The organism is Bradyrhizobium sp. UFLA05-112 (assembly GCF_053572325.1).
In genome coordinates this window covers 77,998-100,766 of record NZ_JBANBK010000011.1, presented here as the reverse complement: position 1 = coordinate 100,766, position 22,769 = coordinate 77,998, and the positions used below count along the sequence as shown (strand labels likewise).

The window sequence follows — 22,769 nt, the reverse complement described above, 5'->3', positions numbered from 1 at the left end:
AGTATCGTCGCGCGGTTCTCCTGAATGCCGTCAGCGCCTTTTGGTCTAGGATGCGACGCGCCGGAGCGCGCATTCCGCAGCGATCGACTCTCGCGCAGGTCACGGCCCCCTGAGTCCGACTGGCTCTTCTAGATCCAACTGATTGGGAAGTAGAGGCTCTTCGCCGAACGGACGATTGATGATACTGAGCGCTTCGGTGGCGACATAAACGCGATTGCGCGAGTAACCGGTACGCTCTTTCAGAATACCCGCTTCTTCCAATTGCACGATCGCCTGATGGACCTGCGGCGGACTGATGTCCAGCAATTCGCCAAGCCGCTTGGCGGTCACGACCGGATAGTTGTGAAGTTCGTCGAGAGCGCGCGCGGCCGCCGACGCCTTGCGGAATTTGCGGCGCTCCCGCCAGACATTGGATAATTGGGACAACGCCTCACGGGTCCGAATGAGTTCTTCAACCGTGCCGGCGACGGCGTCGGCCATGAAAGTGATGATCGGCTGCCAGTCCAACCGTTGTTGGGCATCCTTGAGCGAGGCGTAGTACATACCCTTTTTGCTCTCGATATATGGCGACAGGTACAGCGGCACATGCTTCTCGGCCGCCATCATGAGCGGAAGGAGGAGACGACCGACACGGCCATTGCCGTCGCGGAAGGGATGGACCGCTTCGAAATGAGTATGCGCTATCGCCATTCGCGTGACGAATCCTTGTGTCATCTGCTGCATTCCCTCGTTCCGCAGAAAGTCGACGGTTTGAGCGAGGCAGCCGGGGACGTCTTCAGGCGGAGGAGGATTCACACTCGAATACGCGATGTCCTTATTTCCACCGATCCATACGACGCGCGTGCGAAGGTCGCCCGGAACGTCCTTATAATCCCGATCGTCCTTCATCACGGCGCGGTGGAGATCGCTGATCAGATCCATCGTGAACACGCCGTAACCGTCCTTTGCCGCCAGCGGAATGAATCCATCGAGTGCCACGGCGTAGTTGCGTACTTGACGCGCTTCATCCCTGGCGCCGTCGTCCCCCGTCTCCTCGACTGACAGCAGTTCGTCGAGAGTGCTCCGGGTACCTTCGATTGACGACGAGCTCACCGCCTCACGTCTGGTAAGCACGCGGCTGACGATGTAGGGGTCTTTCATCTGGGTGGGGATGGCATCGACCTTACCGAAGGCCACTTGGGCGGCATCCAAAGCTTTCGCCGCAGCGGCTACCGGTACGCCCTCCTCCGGGGGTGCCGGTGGAATGATCCCGTAATGGGAATCGTACGGCGGCGGCAACCGTTTCAAGGTTTCCCGGATGGTATGGCTGAGGTCGCTACGCTTCATGGGAAACCCAAATTAAGGAATAGATTTCCCTTTTTATAATTAGGGTTCTTCCTTTGTATAATTAGGGTTCTTGAAAAAAGCCATACCATGTTGCGATCTAAGCCGCGAATGTAGGGGCCGGTTATAAGGTCTCCATTTTTTGTCTGAAGATTGCCGCCGTTATAGTAGCAACCCCCGCGGTCAATCGGGATGACGACCGATTGGAGTGACGCGTTACCCGCTCCCTTAAACGCCACGGTCGTACTTTGGCTGCCCTTCTGGGTTCCGCCTGATCCCGTCCATTGGAATCGGAGATCGTACGTGCCCTTGCCGTTGACGTGCGCGTCAACCGCCGCATGGCGGAACTGTCAGGCAAGCCAAAGATAGCAGGCGGGACGGCGGCTTACTTGACCGCCGGAAACAGGAGATCGAGCATTGAGTGGAGCGGATGGCGCTGCATGCCGCCCACAAGTCGGAAGCGCAAAAGCTGTTTATCCGCGCTGCAGGCGCGATATTTGCTTTATTCGACCGTGTGCCAGGGCTGCGGTCGATGATCACGCCGCTGCGCAGGAACCCCAAGATCAATCCTGCTGAGCCGCGAGGCGCTTTTTCGTCCAGCGCAGACAACGCGATGCCCGGTCATTGGCGGGATCCATACACTTGGCCGGAGTGGCCCTATTGACCAGATTCTGACCAACTGAACGTTTTTCACGGAATCTGCATTGGGAAATTGTTTTTCATGGGATATGATAGAAATTCGACCGGTGAGGGTTTTCCGCGAAGGAAATTCGAGGTCAGAGATCGTTTTTCAGGAAACCTCAGGTGAGCGTGCAATTTTCAGGGGCGGTGAGCGTTTTTCATGACCGGCGGGTGCCTGAAACGGCGGTCCCAGCGGGTTACGCTGCCCTGATCGACGCTTACAAGCTGCCCGTTCCCGTCCCTAGTACCCTCTCGGGGATTGGCATCAAGCACCGTATCATCGAGCAGGGCGGCTGGCGCATCTACACGCCGCGACACGCCCCAGAGGCATCCCTTGAGGGGCATCTGACTTTTGCCCTAAAAAACGAGGGGTTGGACCTGGCCGTTCTGAAGCGGCTTTTCCTCGCCGTGAACGAAGGAGAGGTCGCGGCGCTCGTACGGCAAAAGCCTACTGGCCTCTACACCCGCCGCATCTGGTTCCTGTACGAGTGGCTGCTTGGCCGTGAGCTGAAGCTGCCGCCCGCCGACAAAGTCTCATATGTGGACGCGGTCGATACCGAACTCCAGTTCGCAGGGACCGGCGAGAATTCGGCCCGGCATCGTGTCCGTAACAACCTTCCCGGTACGCCGGAATTCTGTCCGCTCGTGTTCAAGTCTGCTGCGCTGAATGAGTTTATTGCGCAGGACTGGAAGGAGCGCGCGCGCGCGGTCGTCAGCGCAGTTCCGAAGGACCTGCTCGCGCGGACGGCTGCGTTTCTTTTGTTGAAGGATTCGAAGTCCAGCTACGTGCTTGAGGGAGAAAGGCCGCCACAGGATCGTATTCAGCGGTGGGGCCGTGCCATCGGCGAGGCAGGCCGTGCGCCGCTCAATGAGCAGGAATTTCTGCGCTTGCAGACCATCGTCATCGGCGATGAGCGCTTTGTGAAGATGGGCTTCCGCCAAGAAGGCGGCTTTGTCGGTGAGCACGACCGAGACACGCAGCGGCCCATTCCCGACCATATTGACGCCCGGCATGAAGACATTCCCTCCCTCATGGCGGGTTTGATTGCCTTCGATCATAGCGCCGAGAACGATCTTGATCCCATCATAGCCGCAGCGGTACTGGCATTCGGATTCGTCTACATCCATCCGTTCGAGGATGGCAACGGACGCATCCACCGTTACCTGATGCATCACGTTCTCGCGCGTCGAGGGTTTAATCCTGCTGGACTACATTTTCCGGTATCGTCGGCAATCCTGGACAGGTTCACCGAATACAAGGGCGTGCTGGAGAGCTATTCCGCACGACTGCTTCCCTGCGTCCAATGGGAAGCTACGCAGAAGGGCAATGTAAAGGTCCTCAACGATACAGCCGACTTTTATCGGTTTTTCGATGCAACGCCGCACGCTGAGTTTTTGTACGAATGCGTGCGCCAGACGATTGAGCAGGATCTGCCGAACGAGACGAGCTTTCTCCGTAACTTCGACGCTTTTCGTGCAGGCATCGAGAGCATGATCGACATGCCGGAGCGAACGCTCAATAACCTGTTCGGCTTTCTGCGACAGAATGATGGAAGGTTGTCGAAGCGGGCACGAGAGAACGAATTCGCCGAGCTCACTCAGGACGAAGTCTCGACGATTGAGCAACTATACACGGACTCATTCGGTCAAAGCGGAGCCGCAAGTGGCTGACGGCGCATCTGGTTCAGATACAGGAAAGCCCACTCTTTCCAGCGGTGGCACGTCCCTTGAAGGGGACGGTTCGTCATTGGAGGGTTGATGAAACGCATCAAGATCGACGCCGTAGAGCCAGGGGACATTCTCTTTACAGCGCGCCCTGGAAAGATCAGCAAGACCATTCGGGTCACGACGGTGGTGTAGTATCTCACGCAATGATCTGCGTGCAGCATGGTTCCTTTATCGACTCGACTTCGAGCGGAGTGCAGGCACGCAATCTGCAGCGTGAGTTATTTGAAAACGATGAAAAGGCGTTTCACTTCCGTCTGAAGAATCCACCTGATCGCAAGGTGCTTGAGCAGATTGTTGACTATGCTCGATCTGAAATCGGTGCGCGCTATTCCATAAGCGAAGCGGCACGGTCAGTCGCCGCAGCCATCACCGGACGTATGAACTTCCGGATTTCGGACTTCGATGCGGGCGTGGCCGCAGCTTTATGAGCATGGCATTGCTGGCATAGATGCGGGACGCTCAAAATGAGCTGGGCAAGCGCGTTGATCAGCGGGCTGGAAAGCCAGCAATGACCGTCGTGCCAGTGCAAAGCGACTTGGCCGCCTTTGTCCGAGAGCTCGGCGATGATTGGAAACAAGGTGAGCAGCGGGGCATTCATCGGCGCCGCTATGTGCGGCGCAAATCTGTGCCACGTCGGCCATCGATGCTCGATCCTTACATTCCCATGATCGAGGAATGGCTCGCCGCGGCCCCGCACTTGTCCGCGGTCGATCTTCTCTCCCGGCTAGAAGCGCATGCGCCCGGTCAGTTCAGTGGCCATCAGCGGCATACGGTGCAGCGGTTGGTGAAGAATTGGCGATCAAAGGCCAGTCGACCGCTCATCAGCAGCACAGAAACCATACTATCGGTCCGAGCTTCGTGCCTCGGCGTCTAATCCCACGGGTTGCTTCGCCGAATCACCGCAAGGCGCTCGCTCGCTACGGCGCTTTGGAGGGCGCGCTTCGCGAGCGGCTTGCTCGGACTCGCGGCGTCCAATTCGGGCGACGGCAGGGGGGCACTTCGGTAACATTGTCATCTGAGGCAATATGAGGGGGCAGTTCCGGGTGACGTTTGACACGCAGAAGTGGACGTTGCCTTTCAGTTTGTGGGGCAAAAGAATCTGTTCATCCCTTTGGCCTTCACCAACAAGTTGCTTTGGATTGACGGAACATCAAACACCTGCTTGCGATTGGCTATCATCGTCGAGCAAGGCGTAATGCCCATTCACGTCGCAGCCGGTTCCTTCGGAAATGGCGTGATGGGAGCCGCCGCGCCGCGGCGTCACTTCGGTCGAGCAGCGTCAGGCCAATCTGTGAACTCCAACTCGAATCGACGGGAACCGACGGGCTTGGTCGTGAATTTGACGGTCTTCCCTAAAAGAGCCGCCAATGAGCCGGATGCGAACTTAAACACTGTCTTACCTGAAGCCGCGATGCCCGCGGCTCTCTTGTCCTGCATGACAGAGGAGCCGCTCGCCTCCAAGAGCTGTCCAACTGCAAATCCTTCGAGCGCTCGGTGAACGTCGAGAGAAGCCAAATACCTTCCTTTCTCGCTATCCCACTCGCTGACCGATATTGCGGTAATACCGGCGTCCTTCAACGGCCCATCCTCGACGCGGCAGGTATATTGAAGGCTGACGACGACATGCTCGATCCGATCGCCGATTGGCTCCCGATCAGTCCCGTCGATAGTGCAATCGTAGCGCCGGATTGTGTCCGCGAGCGCACAGCGCTTCACCTCGAGCAGACCGAAAATGAAAAGCACTACAATCGCAGAAAAGAGCTCCTTCATTTGCCTATGCCTTCGCGGGTAGCCATATTTTATATGTACAACTTGACGCCACGACCGATTCAAGCTCATTCCAATGGCTCCTCGCGTGTGGACATCTCGCCCAACCTCGAAATCCTCGGCGCTGCGGCAATCGAGACGCTCGAGGGCTTTGCATAGTGACAATGAGAGGTTAGTGGGGCCGGCCTGCAATAGTGCCGACATAGCTTCACAGATGTACTGACCACGCTGTCACAGCGTGGTCAGCGAATGAAGCATGCTGGATTTCATAGCAATACGACGCAAAGGCAGGCCGGCGCCACATTGTAAATCGTGACGGGGCGTTCAAACCATTCGAGCTGCTGGGTCAGCCGGTCCAAGCACCGGCTGATCACTGCCTCCATTCCTCCGAAATGTCCGGCGACAAGAATCTTCGGGAATGTCGCCTCAACAACGAATGCCTGGGAACTCGCTTGCGGCAGTACTTAACCTCAATTGTCCTAGCTTTGGGTGTGGCAATTCCCTAATTCGTCCTGAACGGCCTAAGTCTGTTCCTTGTCCTCTTCACGGTTGCCGGCGTTCGGCCAACTTCAGTTCATGTCCGAACAGACTAGCCCGTTATACCTAAGCACTCACGAACTTTTAGCGAACGCGAGGGTCCGCCAAACGAACAGTCTAAGTATTTCCGGCGTATGGTAACTCGAGCGGCGCAGACCCGAGCTCAGCCCCAAGAGATCGACGTCCCCGACTTTGATGAAGCGTCGCAATGCGCCGAGATGAGCTGCTACCCCCTGCGAATCGTAGCGGTTGCTCGAATCTCGGGCCTCGCGCCGGCCCAGCTTCGACCATCTTTGAACGGGTCTGCGTTGAACGCGCCGGTTGGCCCGTAAGTCTTTCGAAGAATTCGGACAGTTCGATGTGGTCGGCGAGCACCACTCGTTCTCCCAGCGCAAACTCCACCGCACCTGAGAGGAGGTGGACAGGCCCCTATCGCACTCGACATCGGGATGTTCATAGCTGGTTCCTGACCACGGCTGGGCGTCCAAGGGCAGATTTGACGAACGCGAGCAGTTCCCGCGGAAGCGGGCCCACCGCGTGCGCGGCCGCGAAAGCAGTGGGCACAGCGCGCGAATTGTCGCTGAATGGCTTGCTGCGTAAATGTGTGGTGCAACCTCGCAGCGCCCGCGCACGCTGATGATCAAGAAAGCGATCCACGAGCAGAATGGTCGGGATGGCTTTTCCAGATGCCACCAGATGCTTGTAGAGCTGGAGCCCGCTCATTTCGGGCAGTTGCATGTCCGCGATCAAACAGGACGTTCTAAGACGGCATTCTGATTCCAAGAACTCCTTCGCCCCCTTGAAAGGTTCTGCGACATAGCCTGCCGAAAAACAAAGCGCCGTCAACTCTTCGCGCAGCTCTGGGACGGCATGCACGATGGAGACGACCTCCAGCGAGTGTGCCCTTCGCACCAGATCCATGAGGGACTTCCCGGGCATTTTACACTCGGGCCTACTGCACAACCCACGAAGCAATCGACAGGGCCGGCGCATATGGTACGCGCGATCGGCTCCGGACTGGTCGCGAACCTGCGTCACGAGGGAGCGGTGCCTCAATCGTACGGACGTAAAGGGGTTTTATAAAAAGGGTTGTGAAAATCATACCCTCGTTTGGTCGGAAGCGCCGACCAGAGCAAGCGCACCGTCGTCGCATTGGGCGGGCGGCATGCAGGGTACATCGGAGCCAGACGGGAGTGAATGAAGTGGAGCTGCGCCTCCGGCTATACTCGGCGCGCAACCGAGAGCTTGCCCCCGACCCAGAGCAACGATCGACAATCATTGGAACATGCCTCAGTTCAAGTTCTCTAAACTGGCGTTTGCTATCTCCTTTTGGTTGAATTGGTAAAATCGATTATTTGGATGGAGCACATCCAGCTAACGGATAAACTAAGACCAATGCGTTTCAACGGCCTCGATCTTAACTTTCCCGCCGCGCTCGATGCTCTGATGACTGAGATCAATCTCACGGCCGCGGCCCGCAGCATCAACCTCAGCCAACCCGCAATGAGCGCCGCAGTCGCAAGACTGCGCGCTTATTTTGGCGATGAACCATTCACGATGAGGGGGCGTGAACTTGTCACAACTGCGCGAACTGAAGGGCTTGCTGCTCCCCATTCGCGAGGCCCTGGTGCACATTCAGCCGTGCATTATTTCGCCTGATGCATCCAATCCAGCGAAGTCGAATCGCCGATTTCGAGTCGTTCTCTCCGATTTCATGACTGTCGTATTCTTTCGGAAGGTCGTGGATCGTGTTGCGAGGGAGGCTCCTTTCGTCAGCTTCGAATTGCTAGCACTCACTGATGAAGCCAACGAGCTACTCCGGCGAAGTGACGTCGATTTTCTGGTCACGCCGGACGTATTCATGGCGAATGTGCCCCCTAAAGCGGCCCTATTCGCGGAGACGCTAGTGTGCGTGGGCTGTCATACAAACAAGCAGCTATCCAGCCAGCTTTCATTTGACCGATACGTGTCGATGGGACACGTTGCGGCGAGATTCGGGCGGACACTGAAGCCTTCGATTGAGGAATGGTTCCTGCTCGAGCACGGCACACGAGCCGCATCGAGCTAGCCGTACAAGGCTTCAGCATGATCCGCCCATGCTGTCGGGAACAGAGCGTATAGCAACCATGCCATCTCGGCTGGCCACCATCTTGCGAAGACGATGCCTATAAAGATCGTCTCACTTCCGCTTCCCCTTCCCGCATTCACCGAGGCTGTCCAATGGCCAGTGATTCACAACAGCGTTCCGGCCAGCATTTGGACGCGCCGGATCTTGTTGGATGAGGCATCTAAGATGACCGCGGCGCTCGAGCCCGTCAGACCTCGCAGGCGGCGCTGATTCGGAAAAGACTTTCGTCCCTGGCAAGGCTCGAGCTGCTCTTGAGTGCACGAGGGGTCGTCTGCACCCTCCTGGTTGGAATGCATTTTCGTCGACAGCAGAAAGCTACAATTCGCGGCGGCAGCAGCGGAGCAGTCGGGCCTGCGTAAATTGACGATCGATTCGGCCGTGCTGCCCAACGAACCGGTCGCAGCCCGAACAGTTTTGTCGCCTGAGATTAGTCAAGCCGCGACAGTGATCCGATACTCTTTAATTCATGCGAACGTCTTTTGCGCGTTATCGTGCCACAGCTGGCGCAATTTCTCGGACCCGGCGAGACCGAAAAATGACAAGGCCCCGAGGATTTGGCGGACGGTTATGTCCGCCTAGCTTTGCCGGCGAATGAGGACACTTCATGTCAAGCGGCCATAGATTAGGATAAAGTCGGGTCACTCGAACAAAATCGCTTGAATCGTACGCTGCGTCAGGTTGTAGGAAAGCCCGGCATTCGCGATGATCAAAGCTACAATGGCGCAGACGAAGACAACTTCGAGAGGCTGCCGGCACACTATTCCTAGCGGATCAGCGCCGACGTTCATGAGTGATCATGAATCGAGCAATCGGACCGTTAAGAGCGCACTCAAGACTAAGAAGCAGCCTGTCGTGTCGTCGCGCGCTGCTGCGAATCGGGCCGGTCTGACTGCCGCTGTCGGCGAGCTGGCGCATGCGGCGACAGTGGTCCGCCGGGAACCAACTTCTGTCCTACGCTTTGGACGCTCTCGGCCATGAGACTGCAATCGCAAATGGCAGGCAATTGAGTTGCTCAAACGTGCGACGCACCGCGATAAAACGGAGCAAGAGACGTGCGTTTTAAGGGTCTTGATCTAAATCTTCTGGTCGCGCTCAACGCTCTGATGACAGAGCGCAATCTCACCGCAGCAGCGCGCAGCATCAACTTAACGCAGCCGGCCATGAGCGCCGCAGTTGCCCGGCTGCGCGTCTATTTTTGTGATGAACTATTCACGATGAGGGGGCGCGAACTTGTCCCAACTCCGTTAGCTGAAGAGCTCGCCGCTCCAATTCGGGAGGCTCTGGTACACATTCAGGTCTCCATTATCTCCCGGACCGTGTTCAACCCAGTGGAGTCGACCCGCCGCTTCAAGATTATCCTTTCCGACTTCATGGCGGTCGTCTTCTTCCGTAACATCGTCGACCGGGTCGCGCGAGAAGCACCCGGCGTGCGTTTTGAATTGCTCTCACGCGCCGACGAACCCGATGAGCTTCTCAGGCGCGGCGAAGTCGACTTCCTGATTCTACCGGAATTGTTTCTGTCCAGCACGCATCCCAAAGCGCAACTGTTCGAAGAAACTCTGGTGTGTGTGGGCTGCCGCATGAATAAACAGCTATCAGGCCAACTTACGTACGAGAGATTCGCGTCAATGGGACATGTTGCGGCCAATTTCGGACCGACACAGAAGCCCTCCATCGATGAATGGTGCCTGCACGAGCATGGGTTCAAGAGGCGCATTGAGGTCATTGTTCAGGGCACTAGCATGATCCCGGCTATGCTATCGGGGACTGAACGAATAGCGATGCTGCCGTCGAGGTTAGCGAAGCTCGTCGCAGAGACGGCACCCTTGCGGGTTTTGCCGCCCCCATTGCCGTTACCAGCTTTCACCGAGGCCGTTCAGTGGCCGACACTTCAGAATGCAGATCCGGCAAGCATTTGGATGAGGCGCATATTATTGGATGAGGCGTCCCACATGGCTTGCGGTGCGTGAGACCAGTCAAATAAGTAACCCTCCTAACGCAATCGAAGCGCCTCGTCACGCTCTATCGTCATACAAGCTCTAGCCGTTCGAGCGGCTCGAGGAACAACTATGTTCAAAAAGCAGACTCTTAGTAGACGATCAGAGAACGGTTTCGTTATTAGCAACATTTCCCCTTTCTGGCTTCTTTCGGATATCGTCATTTTCGAAGCTCACGTTCGCGAAACACTCGCCGGGATGGGTCACCGGGCTCGGAAAGTCTCGGAAGCATTCCTTGTGCAAGTGCAACTCTTCGTGCAAGTGCAACTCTTCCGCCCAGAAGGTTGTAGGCGATGAGCTCGCCGCTTTGCACCTACCATTTTTGGGTGTCCTCTCGTTTAGAGTTCCGAGTGCTTGTGAACACAATGGTGCAGCGGCCGTGCGCTCTTGTTAATGTTGAGTCGCACCTCAGGAACCTGCAATAAGCTTCTTTGAAGCGTGCTATTCAGGTTATCGATCACAGCATCTCCACTCATGTCGAGCGCGAACTCGATTTGGGGTTAGCCGCTAGGTCTGAGGGAAGGCCAAAAAACGCTCTGTTGCACGACTGCCTCACTCGAGCAGTGCTGCCGTGTTATTGGTGTACGCCGCAAGTCTGTCTTGTTTTAGCCCTACCGGAGCCAAACGCCTTGGTCAGGTGCGCTATTGCGCGTTGGTAAGCAAGGACGCGAGCGTGCAGCAACGCATAGGTGTCTACGATCCAGAAAACCTCTCGCTCTTAGGAAAGATTTTTGACGAGACAATCGCCGCGCTGCCTTGTTGCCTCCCGGTCCTTGACGGGAGTCGACCACAGTTTTGGCGGAGTTCGAGATTCCACCTATGATGTCGCCGATTTCGGCAAGGGCAGCCACCGACTAAGACGCCGCTGCCTGAATGCCGTTGATGTGTTCGCTGATCTCAAGGTTCGCGTAGGCGGTTTGTGCAGCAAGAGATCTGAGTTATTCGACCACGACTGCAAACCCTTTGCCAGTACCCGCGGCTTCAAATCGCCGCGTTCAGTGCGAGCAAATTGGTTTGGCGCGCGATCGCGTCAATCAGCTGCACAACGTTTCCAATTCGCGCCCGCCCCTGCCGTCACACTCAGTATGCACTTGTCGCTGAGTGGCCTAGCGCACGGCTTCGCCGGCCAGATTGGCCACTTCCTCAACGGTCGGCCGATGTTGGTTATCGTGGCCACCATTTCGTCGGTCGCGGCCGCAACACGCTGAACATTAGCGGACGCATTCTCCGACGAGGAGGAGACTTCGACCGAGCTGCCGGCTCGATCCGCTGTCGAGGCCAGGTCGTGCGGAGCCTTCAACTTCTGAAGATGCAAGCTTCGGCCATTTGCCCAAGCTCATCTCTTCGGCCCAAGGCCCTGAACGACATCGGTGACCGTTGTCGAGCTGGCGCATTGCCGCTGCCATGGAAGTTCTGCCGGTGAGCTGACCAGCGTCCATTTCGACTAGTCTGGAGCAACTCGAGGAGTACGCGCGGAAACCTTCGCCAAGTTCTGGTTGAGATGCTGGTGGAGGGACTCCGTCGGCTCTCAACCGACTCGCCGAGGCATTATTTCGAGAGCGCTCGTCAGCGCGGATTGCAGAACGAATCAGATTTCTCGCTCATTAATGAAAGCGCTCCAAAAGTGCAGCCTGTCCATGGCATCTGAAACTCCGAACGAGAGCATCCGGCAGGGTTTTTTACGACGAGCATAAGCAAGCATTTGAGCTATCATATCTCTTTACACGAAAGTCGTTTCTGATGTCACCAAGCCCGGTACCGGTCTCGATTCATCCACGGTTGTTCTTTGTTTTGCGGAACTGGATCATTTGCTTCGCTTCTCGCAGTAGCCTTTGGAATCGACCTGAGCGCTGGAGCCTTTTAGCGGCGTTTGCGGCAACGGCGACGCCCCGAACTCGCGGAATAGATTTCATTCCTCAGTCGAACGCGCTCGGCGTCACGAGCCGGTCTCCCGAAGATGATGCCCGAATTAGAAGAGCGCTGTGAGGCCAGCCGAATGATATCGAGCGCGTCAAACCGGCATCAAGCTTCGTGGTGCATAGTACTGACCGCGGGACATCCCCATACTAAATCCCGTGTGAATCGTCCCAGGTCGATCGGTGTTCCGGCTCGGCAAGCCGATACTGAGCAGTGCCGCTAAGCACAGTGGGCAACAAGGACTTGCAGAATGCAGGTGTGAGCTTGCCGCGGTGGACCACGACGTTCTCGTGACCCGTGGCGGCCCGGGCATTCTGCCACTGCCGATTGAAGCCGCGTTGTGAATTGGACTTGACGTGGCAAGCGGCGAAGTCAGCGTCGTCCAGCGTCGTTAACTGCCACCCATGTACCGGCCGCTTCGTATGGATGTGCACCCACATGGGATTCGGCATTGTACCATTGCGCAGCGCCTTGGGTTGCAGCTTGATCTCAAACAGCGCCCCAGGCTCGCCCTTTAGCGCGCGCGGTAGATCCGGGGATGCCAACTCCTCGGCCGTCCGCAACTGTTCAAGGTATTTCTGCGAGGGGAAGGCGTAGGTCTTCATGCAATCAATCCTGGTGGTGGCCTTTCGCTTTTCCAAAGAATCGGCAATCCCCTGGACTTGGGACGACACCTCTCTGAGTCCGACTATCTTGCTGTGTACTTGGGGCAGTTGTGCAGGCGTGAGTAAGCGCAGTCGACCGGGCTCCTGCAACGCGCCCACACAGGCCCGCATCTCGGCGACCTGCGTCCGCAGGCGCTCGACGACTGTGTCCACGACGTGGTCGGCATCCTCTGGTTTCATCTGGCGCGCTTCCGAGGCTGCCCGTTGCTGACCAGCCAGATCGAATTGCAAAAGTTCATCCAACCGGTTGAGGAGTTGGGGCAATTCTTCGATCGAAGGCGAGGCCTGCCAGATCCCCAACTGTGCCGTCAGCGACGATGATGCCCGCGCATGCGCTTCTTCCGCCCTCACGAGCTTCTTCGTACCTAAATCCGTGAGCACGACAACCTTAGCTGGTGGCGCGGTTGCCTCGTCGGCTGTAGCGGCCTGCGGTTGCGCGCGCCCGTGAGCCGAGCTTTTGGCGCCACCGGCCGACGTGCGCTTGCTTTTCCCTTTTCGGCGCGCTGTTGCGCCTTCGGCCACTACAGCCTTCTGGGTAGTGTTGGCCCGTATCGCAGCTCCAGCGTCGGCCAATGGTGCGGTAGCCGGCGTCTTCGGCTGCAAGGCCAGGAGGCGCATGACCTCATGCGCAGTTACCCACGCGCCTTCGACGATCTGGCCCGAAAGTTCCGATGGGAGGACGGTATCTTTTCCGAGATCGCTTACGTTGGCAACGATGTCGTGCCACGCGGCCCCAAATTCAGAAAGCCGCTCCATGACTCCTTCCAGAACGGCACAGTGCTCTGCGTCGAGTGCGCGTCCTTTGCTCTGTAAGACAGCATCGCTCGTCGAGTTGAACGCCGGGAAAACGTCTCGGACGAAGGTCCCCAGCAGACGCGCCCGCCCGTTCTCATCCATGAGGATTTTTTCCGTGGTTGGTTCGAGCGTGCTCGCCAGCGGCTCAATCATGACCTGCGCGAGAGCGATCCGCTGCTGCAGATGCATGCACTTCGTATTGAGTGCCCAACCCGTTTGCAGGCGGAGTGCGGCTTCTTCAGCCTGCCGCATCTCGGCCGTTGAACTCGGGAAATTGGCAGTGGCGGCGCAGACGGACTGCATCCATTCCGAGCGCAATGCCTTCTTTCCCCACCACTCCATACAGGCCGCATAGTGCTTTGCTACACTGGAAACCGCTCGGCTCAGCTGGTCGGATGGAGCATCGGATTTGCGCAACCGGTCGAGCACGGTTGCCGCACTCACCCTCTTCTGCTCCAAGAGGTAGATTGTCGGGGTGGCCAGCTCGTTGCATCGGTCCGCCGCACGGAGCGCCTCGTCGCGGATTCCGCGAGCCTGATCGTCGGGCAAAATCCTACGCGCCACATGCGAAGGCAGGCTCGCGCGGTACTCCAGAACGTTTGAGCTTGCTTTGACAAGCTTATCGAGCTGCTCTTGCATCTCTGACGAGTTCTGCGGTTGCATGGCCGCGGTACGGCAAATGTCGAGCTCCTGAAGCAGCCTTTCCATTTCTCGCTTTGCCGCCTTGATATCGTCGGCTGACGACGAAATCGGGACTGCCATTCCTGAGCTTCGCGTCGTTGTATCTTGAGGCCCAGAGCGCATCCGCTCGACGACGGAATCGAAAAAATGGCTAGCTTCCCCAGGGGGACGACCCGACTCCGAGCGCGAACTGCTCGATACCCATGTGCTGTCGCCTCCAGTAGCCTCACCGTGCGAGTTGCCAGCTTGGCCAATGCCCTTCATACTCCACTCCGATGCAAGCGAATGCGCAGCCTGTTTAGATAAAGCGCCTGGCTGACAATTAGCTGACGAATGAGCCCGCCCCGTCACGGAAATCTCGTTCCTCCTCGTACTCTACGGAACCGCTCCTGGGTCTGCCCGGTCGAGGGGCGGACGAGCCTTTTGGTCGGCCGACGGGACGACTTTCCCCAAAGGAGGAGCGTCATTCCGTGAGTCCATTCCGCTATGCCAAATGCAGGCGTCTCGCTCTCGGGCGCAAGGTGCGAAACATACCAGTTCGCCTAAACTGAAGGCGACTGCGAGCAGGCTCGGGCAGAGCAGCACGAGGCCAGTCGCAGTCACTGCCAAGAGGCTGTCGGAGACATAGAGAATGCGCGTTTGCCCTTGGTGGAGCACTGTCGGCGTCATAAGGTCATGGCTTTTGCTTCAGAGCAAGCATGCAATCCAGCAAAACCGATAGCTGAATCGTTGGCTCTTTAAAGAAATATGTCTGCACGCAACGAACAAAGCGCATCGTTATTTCAACGCTGCAATCGGAACTTTCGTGCGAAAGCGTTCCGGCTGCTTTGAACGGCGGCCCCAGGCGAGAATTGAGACGGCCCCCAAATGCCGAAGTGATTCACGATCTGCGAATGCGCATGCGTGCTCGCGCCGATCGCGACGGCGTGAGGTTTGGTTTCTTCGCGCTGCCATTGAGGCGTTCTCGCTGTGGGGTACCGCGACTGATCCCTCCACGAGATGAAGACTGGCTTTTACGTTAGCATGACCCGGGGCACTTGAGTCGCATTACCCGGTGGCCCTTCTCCGCCGATGAGGGCGCGCTCACGATGGTTCAGCCCGCGCGAGAGCTTAACTTGCGAGCTTGATCCTTGGGCCGATTTCGACCTCTTCGGAACGTGCTCTCGGACGCCGCAGATAAGATGGGCGTGCTCAATGACCCACTCGCGCCTGAGTGGGGTTAACTCGCCTCGGACTCATCCACATGACGGATTTAGTCCCGCCGAACGTCTCGCTAACCCGATTTGAGGGCGTGGGAAAAACGGCTGATCTGAAACGGTGATATGGCCAGAGCATTTGGATTGGCCGTAGGGGCCTTGGGTGAAATGACCGGTAAAGATTCAAAGCGGCGTGGCCCGCTCCGGCAGATCGCGCCAGGGTCCCCGCTCCGTGCCGGTACAGAACCGCGTCGACGAACAGTCGATTGTCGGCGGCGGTTCCACCGACATGCCTTCCCGGCCCAGCACAAGATTGATCCGATACGTAGCGTCGCATCGGCCGGTTCCTCCAAAAGCCGACACTCATAAATCACTCATTCCCTGATTGGGAATCCCTCAAGACAGGTTCTAACCTGAGAGACATCACCCGATCGCTCGCATTCGGCCGAGTTGGGGACGTTTGAGTTGCCGTTAGCGAATCGCGTGGCTTGGATCAGCAAACTGCGGCGCAAGGATCGAACACCAGATGACATACTGGTATAAATGCAGACCACGCGTGCTTGGAGGCGGAAAACCGTGGCACCTCTCAGCGTGATGCGTGGCAGACACATCCCTGCCGAACCTGTGGTGCTTCTGATGATCCTCCTAAGCGCGCTCATCTGGGCTGCCGCCTAGTGGCTCTTCTGCCCGTTCCCATGAACGGGACCGCAACTGCGCACCAAGAGCGCGCCATTGTAGACGCGTGAGGACTAAGTGCCAGGGGACGGCCTGAGGTCCTCGGCTGACGTTTCCCACCCATTGCCGCGTGAGAGTGCTGGGCAACATGCATACGCGCGCTGTTCTGGTTCTGCGAATCATTGATCTCGTCTAGGACCGGGCGTAAGAGGGGCCCTGGCAAAAAAGAGGCCCAACTTCGCCGTTAGGCCGAACAGCGTCGTCGACGCGGCAAGCTCGTATCTAAGGGGAGGCCGCCGCGATCGGCTCTCTTGTCGCACCATTCGAGTAGCGCTGATGAATGGGTCCGTCCAGTAGCTGATAAAGGGGAACATCTGGTGCGCAAGCGCTCTGACTTGCGGACCATGCGCGCGAACGCTGAGATACCCGGTGGGAAGCGAAGATTTTCATTGTGGACGGCGATGTCTCGGTGCGCCGCTCACTCACGAGCCTTCTTCGGTCGGTGGGCTAGATGTCCTTGCATTCGGTCAGCTCAGGAGTGCTTCAGAGCAAGCTCCCGCATGTCACCAGCTGCCTCGTCCTTGACGTCTGCCTGCCGGGAGTAAGCGGGCTCGAGCTCCAAAATGAACTTGCGAAACTGAACATTTCACATTCCAATAATCTTTATGACGGGGCATAGCGACATCCGAGGAGCGTCCAGGCCATGAAAGGCGGAGCCGTTGAATTTCTTGCGAAGCCGTTCCGCGGTCAGCAGTTGCTTGATTCCGTAGTCGCTGCGACCGAGCGGGATCGCAGTAGTCGGGAAGCCGAGAAGATGACCTCAAAGCTGCACTCGCTCTTCTTTAAGCGGCCGCGTACAGGAGGTTTGAAACTGGTCGCTTGTGGCCTTATGAACGAGCAAATAGCCGCGGAAATAGGCTCGCGAGATTGCCGTCAAGATCTATCGCGGACAGATGATGAAGAAAATGGGTGCCCGGTCTGTGGCCGATTTGATCAAATGACTGAGCGGCTGGGAATTGAGGCCACCCATTCCAGCGCCCAAACCTACGTACGATTTTACAATCTAGCCGCTTGGGCCACTTTCGGTCCAGGCGGCTTTACTCAGGCAAGTTGCCTTCTCCCTTGAGACGATCGTTTCGTCCACGCGCTCGACTACCGTTGTAGATGATGACGCGTCTATCCGTGCTGCAACGAACATATTTTGAAGTCGTGCGGATACACCGTCCATACATTTGCGTCGCTGGACTTTTTGGTCCCCCGCACATGAACGAAACTGCATGTGTGATCACGGATGTGCGGATGTTCCCATGAGCGGTTGGACCTGCTGGCATGCACGTGCTCGTGGGTACCGCGTTCATTTTCATCACTTCCTTTCCAGATGATGACGTTCGCGCGATCCATTCGCCGGCTGGATGCATTACATAAAAACAATAGATTTTTCTCACCTTACCTGAAGGTCCATAAGGCAGTCGCCATTCTTTACAAGTAGGAGCAGGAACGTCGTGCGAACCGATTTCCCCTTCTGTTGGGCGGCTAGTTCGACCAGGTGGCCGATTCGCCAGACTTCACTGTCGACCGCAACGCGCTCGGGTTTCGCTATGGATGTACGCTAGGCTATCGAATGCGAGTTCTCTTGGTTGATCGTGATGCGGCTTTTGCGCGCGCCGTAAAGACAGGGCTATTGGACCGCGGTTTTGCCGTCGATGTAATCGAGACTCTTGACGAGGCGCAGACCGCGCTAGATTGCGCGAACTTTCATATTGTCTTGCTCGAATTGGTCTTGCCGGATGGAAATAGCTTGGACTGGCTGAAGCAGCTGAGACGCCAGGGATGTCCAACGCCAGCCATGATGATCAGCAACCTGAACGATGTAGCCACGCGGATTGAGTTCTTCAACGGCGGTGCGGACGACTTCCTGCGAAAACCGGTGTCTATCGATGAGCTCATCGCCCGGATGCGCGCCATTTTGCGGCGATCGACGCAAATGACGGCACCTGTCGTAAGCTTCGGCAATCTACATTTCGATCCCATCGGCCGGCAAGTTACAGTTGAAGGTCGGCCATTGCGGATTGCGCGCCGCGAAGTCTGCATTCTTGAACTTCTGCTCAGTCGGGCAGGCCGCACCGTGCCGCGAGCGTCTCTGGAGGAAGGTCTCTATGCGTTTAACGAGGAAGTCTCGACCAATGCTTTGGAGGTCGCGATCTATCGCTTACGCACACATTTGAGCCAGTCGGGTGCGACGCTACGAATTAAAACCGCGCGCGGCATCGGCTATGGACTTGAACTGAAGGCAGCATGCGCTGCCCAGCCGATCACCTTGAACACGAAGCAGCTACCTTGAACTTCGCCCTTGATCCTCGCATAAGCGGACGGCCAATCGCCGTCACATCCGCTATTCTGCTCCGACTTCTGTACGCCTTTTGCACGGTCGCCCCCATATTTCCTCTCACTGCCGCAGCTCAGATAAAGCGGAATGGCAGTCAGGAGGCGCCGCGCGCAACTGCCGGCAGCGTTAGCGGAACTTTAAATCTTACCTCCTCTCAGGGAAAGACCGTCCATCTTTCGGCGGCGGCGGCCAGCATCTTTGTTGCCGACCCAACGATCGCCGACTACCAGGCGCCGTCGAACACAACCCTCTTCGTCTTTGGCAAAAAGTCGGGACGGACCAGCCTGTTCGCTTTGAACGATAAAGGCGAGGCATTGGCCGAGCTTCGTGTTGTGGTCACCCAACCTGTCGAGGATCTTAGAGCCACCCTCAAGGCCGAGCTCGGAGACTATCCGATCCAAGTCACCTATACACCACGCGGCGCGATTCTGAGCGGGACAGCACCTAATGCCGAACTAGTCGACCAGGCGAAGAAGGTTACGGAGCAATTTCTGGGTGCTGGCGCGCTGGTCGTCAACAAGATCCAGGTGGCCGGCTCACTGCAGGTCACTCTGAGCGTGCGCGTGGCCGAGGTATCGCGCACCGCCATGAAGGAGCTTGGCATTAGCCTCTCTGCGAAGGCGCAGAACGGCGCGGTTGTTTTCGGCTTTAACAGTGGCAGAGCGAGCAGTTCCGGCAGCAGTGGCGGTTCCACCACGAGCGGCGGCTCCGGCACGAGTAGCGGTGGTGGCGGCACGGCAAGTATCGGATTCGGCGTTGCCGGTGCGAACGTTAGTGCTGTTCTTGACGCACTCGCCGACGACCATCTCGCTTCAGTACTGGCTGAACCGAATCTTACCGCCATGTCAGGCGAATCAGCAAGTTTCCTGGCAGGTGGCGAATTTCCAATTCCGATCATGCAAGACAATCGGCAAGTCTCAGTGCAATTCCGTCAATTCGGGATCAGCTTGGAGTTCGTTCCGACCGTTCTAAGCAATAATCAAATCAATATTCACGTGAAGCCTGAAGTCAGCGAGCTATCAAAAGAAGGTGAGGTCAACGTCAACGGAATATCCGTGCCTGCTCTCTCGACGCGTCGAGCCAGTACTGTCGTGGAGCTTGCCAGTGGTCAAAGCTTTGCAATAGGAGGCCTCATCGGACGCAATTTCAACACTGACATTAGCACGTTTCCTTGGCTGGGCGATGTGCCGATTCTGGGTGCACTTTTTCGCTCCTCCTCATTTCAGAAGCAGGAGACCGAATTGGTCATTGTTGTCACTCCCTACATCGTGCGACCGGCATCGACCCCCGGCAACATGAGCGCGCCCACCGACAGAATCCGACCGCCCTCAGACGCGGGGCGTACGTTGACGAACACGCTGGCAAGTCCGCCGCGAGGCCGCAACGCGCCCCGCACGCCTAACCCAGGCGCGACAGAGGGAGCCGGCTTTATTATCGAATGAGGACCATGAATGAGCTTTCGACATCTGTGCCCCTTGATCGCTATTGCGGCAAGTGTAGGCGGATGCACAAACAGTGCTCCGATTTATTCTGCGCCAGCTGAACAAGCGATTGAAGTGGAGCAGAAGACCAGTGTGTTGCTATTGCAGCGCCTTCTTCGCAGCGAAACGTATCGTCTGCGGGATTTTATCGCAAATGCCAGTCGCGGTCGGCGGGATGCACTCCATCTCGAAGTCTCCGGCTCACCCCGACTTATGGCGCAGGTGGCCCATGAAGCGCGAGCGATGGGCGTTGCCCCCTACAATATACATCTGATGCCTTCCTCAGCCGATCTGTCTGGTCATTTCGGGGTACGAATCGAGGCGATTGTCTACCAAGCACGTCCTCCCGTCTGTCCATCGCGTCCGATTGTTGGCCCTTCCGTAGACGACAATTCTTTCGATCCAACGCTTGGCTGCTCGGTCCGAAGTAATCTCGGAGCGATGGTGAACGATCCCCGCGACTTGCTGGGCAATACCGCAGTCAGGCCAACCAGCGGTGATCGTGCGGTGCTTCCCCTTAGCGCACACGGAAGCCTCCCGGCCGCCGACAAAAGCAACTTGCAAGACGATGCTCACAAGTCACAAACCCAATGAGCGGCCGAGCCCGCGAGCAGCGCTAAGCCATAGACTGTTCAATGAAGGTGTCGCGGAGGGGACTAGTCGCCATAGAGAGTGCGTTTCGCTTTCCACTTTTTTTAAGAGTGCGCCGCTTGCATTTCAGGTTCCGCAAGTTGAGGTTGGTTGCTAAAAGGCCGGATTGAAGCCACTTTTTGCGCGCCGAGCTAGGCCAAGCCCGCGGCAAAGACTGCCTTTGCGACCCTCTCGAAACATTCGATCGGAACGGCCTTGCCCATCGTAGCCTTTCGGATCAGTTGCCGCGCCAAAATGGGGTCCTCGACGATACTCAGATTCAGCCCTCGCGCACGTTCAAGCAACCGTGAGCCAAGTTCGCCCTCACCGCGACACACTAATACAGGCACTCCAGTTTCGGCGCGAACGTAACGCAGCCCAACCAACAGTGCAGGCCCCGTTACGATCATTGTGGCGCGATGCACGCCAAGCGGCGACTCTTGCGCCGTCTCCCGACGGAGACGGCGATGTTCACCCTTTATCTGCGGATTTCCTTGTTGCTCCTTAGACTCGCGCTTCGCCTCACTCTGCGTCATGCGCATGTCGCGCAAGAATAACCACCGCTGGATTAGCAGATCGATCAAGCCGCCGATCAGGAACGCGCCGGCCGCAATTTCGATCAGAGCTCTGATATCCTTGAACACAAGGCCAAAACAATCCAAACCGCAGGCGGGTACGTATACCAGTGCTCTCCAACTTGCGAGTGCCGTGGAAAGAAGAGTAACACCGAGTATGAGCACTTTGATCAGCGATTTACCAAGCTCGAGAAGCGCTTTCTGCGAGACAATCCGCTTTAGCCCTTTGGTAGGATCCAATTTCTGAAGATTTGGCTTCAGCGACTCCAGGGAAAAGGTTAGCCCACCGGCAGCCAAAACACTGGCCAGAATGGTTGCAGCCACGGCGGCTGCGATGGTTGGGATGACGGTGATCATCGAAAGTTGGATCAATCCGAGCACTGCTCGCTGGACCGCACTGTTGAAGGGCTGCCCCTGGAGCTTGTCAATGAGCCGTACTGCTTCATGCCACTCATCTTCGATTGAGCTCGCTGTCAGGCAGAGGCAGCCGAGACCGGCCGATACGCTGAGCGCGCTCACAAAATCGGCGCTGCGCGGAATCTGCCCTTTCTTACGCGCATCGCGCAGCTTCTTGGGAGTTGGCGGAAGCTTTTTCTCTTCGCTCGAATCGTTCATCTCAAGAACTTCTCGAGCCACCCCAGCACGCCATGGAACTGGATAATCTCCGCTCCCATGTAGTCAATGAGGAAGACGGTGTAGCTGGTCATGACGATTCCAAAGGCGACATTCTTGATAGTCGGCGAGAGATCGTTCAGCTTGATTTGCGGCGCAAACCGCCCAAGCAACATAAGGCACACGTCGACCAGGAGCAGGAGAGCGACCACCGGCCCCGAGACGAGCAAGGCCGTATGCATGATATGATCGAGAAGGCGTAAGAATTCCATTGCCCCTTGCGTGCTCAGGGTAGGCAGTGCCCGATAGACAGGCCAGATCAGATAGCTGTCATAAAGGCATGTGACCACTGTCTGCAGACCGCCAGATACCACGAAAATCGTAACTGCAGCCGTCCCGAGAAAAAGGGCTGTGGCCGAGACTTGGCTGCGTGTCGCAGGATCGTCCACCTGGCTTGAAACACCTCGCTGGGTGTCGATGATGTCACCAACTGCCTGGATGCTCCATAGCGGCGTGCTCAGTAGGAAGCCAAACAGCAAGCCGATGAACATCTCCTTGAGACCGAGGAGCGCGACGGCGACCACACGGGTACCCGGATCTAGCGTCTGTAAGCCGTCCTTGATATGTGGCAGGCATGGCAGCCCGATCGCGATCGCTAAGCTTGCGCGGATCATCCCGCTAATGCGCGGGCGCGTAAATACCGGGAGCACGAACATGATGCCTAGGGCCCTAGCCGAACAAAGCCCTGCTGCAGCGGCGTAGTCGATAGCAGCCCTGACCACAGTTTGCGTCTCGGTAGGTGACAAGCCATCCATTTTAGGTGCTAGTTGCTTGCTTGTGTCAATAAGCCGGCTCCGCTCGACGCGCGGAGATGTTCGACCTCGAAGGGCTGAGGACAATCGGTTGCTGAGTTGCCATAACTGGTCAACAGAGCATCAGCCAAACTGCCCCTACGGGGGTCCGACGGTCTCTATACCCGCATGCTACTGACCCTA

15 protein-coding genes and 4 pseudogenes are annotated in these 22,769 nt (G+C 57.2%); 9 read left to right on the top strand and 10 right to left on the bottom strand.

Annotated elements, in window-relative coordinates:
• Positions 1 to 99 precede the first annotated feature (99 nt).
• On the bottom strand, positions 100 to 1,326 hold the full coding sequence (locus SO180_RS09120) for a Fic family protein (protein ID WP_449378469.1): 1,227 nt from the start codon (positions 1,324 to 1,326) through the stop codon (positions 100 to 102).
• A 427-nt stretch (positions 1,327 to 1,753) separates the two neighbouring features.
• Here SO180_RS09120 and SO180_RS09115 point away from each other — a divergent pair, with 427 nt between their 5' ends.
• The 4 genes from SO180_RS09115 to SO180_RS09100 all read left to right on the top strand — a co-directional run bounded on the left by SO180_RS09115 (position 1,754) and on the right by SO180_RS09100 (position 4,606).
• Positions 1,754 to 1,987, top strand: a complete 234-nt coding sequence (locus SO180_RS09115; RefSeq protein ID WP_449378468.1) for a hypothetical protein — start codon at positions 1,754 to 1,756, stop codon at positions 1,985 to 1,987.
• Between the two features lie 140 nt (positions 1,988 to 2,127).
• Entirely contained in the window at positions 2,128 to 3,675 is a 1,548-nt protein-coding gene (locus SO180_RS09110; RefSeq protein WP_449378467.1) for a Fic family protein, read from the top strand.
• A 56-nt stretch (positions 3,676 to 3,731) separates the two neighbouring features.
• On the top strand, positions 3,732 to 4,160 hold the full coding sequence (locus SO180_RS09105; protein WP_449378466.1) for a C40 family peptidase: 429 nt from the start codon (positions 3,732 to 3,734) through the stop codon (positions 4,158 to 4,160).
• Positions 4,161 to 4,240: 80 nt separating this feature from the next.
• Positions 4,241 to 4,606 carry a hypothetical protein gene (locus SO180_RS09100; protein WP_449378465.1) on the top strand — a complete coding sequence of 122 codons (366 nt, stop codon included), beginning with the start codon at positions 4,241 to 4,243 and terminating at the stop codon, positions 4,604 to 4,606.
• A gap of 386 nt (positions 4,607 to 4,992) precedes the next feature.
• On the opposite strand, the gene SO180_RS09095 is transcribed toward SO180_RS09100, so the two are convergent.
• From SO180_RS09095 to SO180_RS09080, 4 genes and pseudogenes are all read right to left on the bottom strand, one after another.
• Positions 4,993 to 5,502, bottom strand: coding sequence for a hypothetical protein (locus SO180_RS09095; RefSeq protein ID WP_449378464.1), 510 nt, complete (start codon positions 5,500 to 5,502; stop codon positions 4,993 to 4,995).
• Between the two features lie 608 nt (positions 5,503 to 6,110).
• Positions 6,111 to 6,389 (bottom strand): annotated as a pseudogene (locus tag SO180_RS09090) (hypothetical protein); the annotation flags it as partial.
• Positions 6,326 to 6,481, bottom strand: a pseudogene (locus SO180_RS09085) (hypothetical protein); the annotation flags it as partial. The pseudogenes SO180_RS09085 and SO180_RS09090, both read right to left, overlap by 64 nt.
• Positions 6,482 to 6,489: 8 nt before the next feature.
• Positions 6,490 to 6,957, bottom strand: coding sequence for a response regulator (locus tag SO180_RS09080; RefSeq protein WP_449378463.1), 468 nt, complete (start codon positions 6,955 to 6,957; stop codon positions 6,490 to 6,492).
• A gap of 474 nt (positions 6,958 to 7,431) precedes the next feature.
• On the opposite strand from SO180_RS09080, the pseudogene SO180_RS09075 reads away from it, so the two are divergent.
• Positions 7,432 to 8,374 (top strand): annotated as a pseudogene (locus SO180_RS09075) (LysR family transcriptional regulator).
• Between the two features lie 428 nt (positions 8,375 to 8,802).
• Here the strand turns inward: SO180_RS09075 and SO180_RS09070 are convergent.
• Positions 8,803 to 8,952, bottom strand: a complete 150-nt coding sequence (locus tag SO180_RS09070; protein WP_449378462.1) for a hypothetical protein — start codon at positions 8,950 to 8,952, stop codon at positions 8,803 to 8,805.
• A gap of 264 nt (positions 8,953 to 9,216) precedes the next feature.
• On the opposite strand from SO180_RS09070, the gene SO180_RS09065 reads away from it, so the two are divergent.
• Positions 9,217 to 10,134 (top strand): LysR family transcriptional regulator, encoded by a 918-nt coding sequence (locus SO180_RS09065; RefSeq protein ID WP_449378461.1) that lies wholly within the window; start codon positions 9,217 to 9,219, stop codon positions 10,132 to 10,134.
• Positions 10,135 to 12,227: 2,093 nt separating this feature from the next.
• Here SO180_RS09065 and SO180_RS09060 read toward each other — a convergent pair.
• On the bottom strand, positions 12,228 to 14,483 hold the full coding sequence (locus SO180_RS09060) for a hypothetical protein (protein WP_449378460.1): 2,256 nt from the start codon (positions 14,481 to 14,483) through the stop codon (positions 12,228 to 12,230).
• Positions 14,484 to 15,613: 1,130 nt separating this feature from the next.
• Positions 15,614 to 15,752: pseudogene (locus SO180_RS09055) on the bottom strand (IS5/IS1182 family transposase); the annotation flags it as partial.
• Between the two features lie 1,959 nt (positions 15,753 to 17,711).
• Here SO180_RS09055 and SO180_RS09050 point away from each other — a divergent pair.
• Genes SO180_RS09050 through SO180_RS09040 form a run of 3 tightly spaced genes read left to right on the top strand, consistent with a single transcriptional unit; the run spans position 17,712 to position 20,551 of the window.
• Positions 17,712 to 18,431 (top strand): response regulator transcription factor, encoded by a 720-nt coding sequence (locus SO180_RS09050; protein WP_449378459.1) that lies wholly within the window; start codon positions 17,712 to 17,714, stop codon positions 18,429 to 18,431.
• A complete protein-coding gene (locus SO180_RS09045; protein ID WP_449378458.1) occupies positions 18,428 to 19,918 on the top strand; it encodes a type II and III secretion system protein family protein in 1,491 nt (496 codons plus the stop codon). Before SO180_RS09050 ends, SO180_RS09045 begins: the two co-directional genes overlap by 4 nt.
• Before the next feature lie 9 nt (positions 19,919 to 19,927).
• Positions 19,928 to 20,551, top strand: coding sequence for a CpaD family pilus assembly lipoprotein (locus SO180_RS09040; RefSeq protein ID WP_449378457.1), 624 nt, complete (start codon positions 19,928 to 19,930; stop codon positions 20,549 to 20,551).
• A 188-nt stretch (positions 20,552 to 20,739) separates the two neighbouring features.
• Here the strand turns inward: SO180_RS09040 and SO180_RS09035 are convergent, their stop codons facing one another.
• Positions 20,740 to 21,777 (bottom strand): EscU/YscU/HrcU family type III secretion system export apparatus switch protein, encoded by a 1,038-nt coding sequence (locus SO180_RS09035; RefSeq protein ID WP_449378456.1) that lies wholly within the window; start codon positions 21,775 to 21,777, stop codon positions 20,740 to 20,742.
• Positions 21,774 to 22,589 (bottom strand): type III secretion system export apparatus subunit SctT, encoded by an 816-nt coding sequence (gene sctT / locus SO180_RS09030; RefSeq protein ID WP_449378455.1) that lies wholly within the window; start codon positions 22,587 to 22,589, stop codon positions 21,774 to 21,776. The genes SO180_RS09035 and sctT overlap by 4 nt, the downstream gene beginning before the upstream one ends.
• Positions 22,590 to 22,769: the final 180 nt, after the last annotated feature.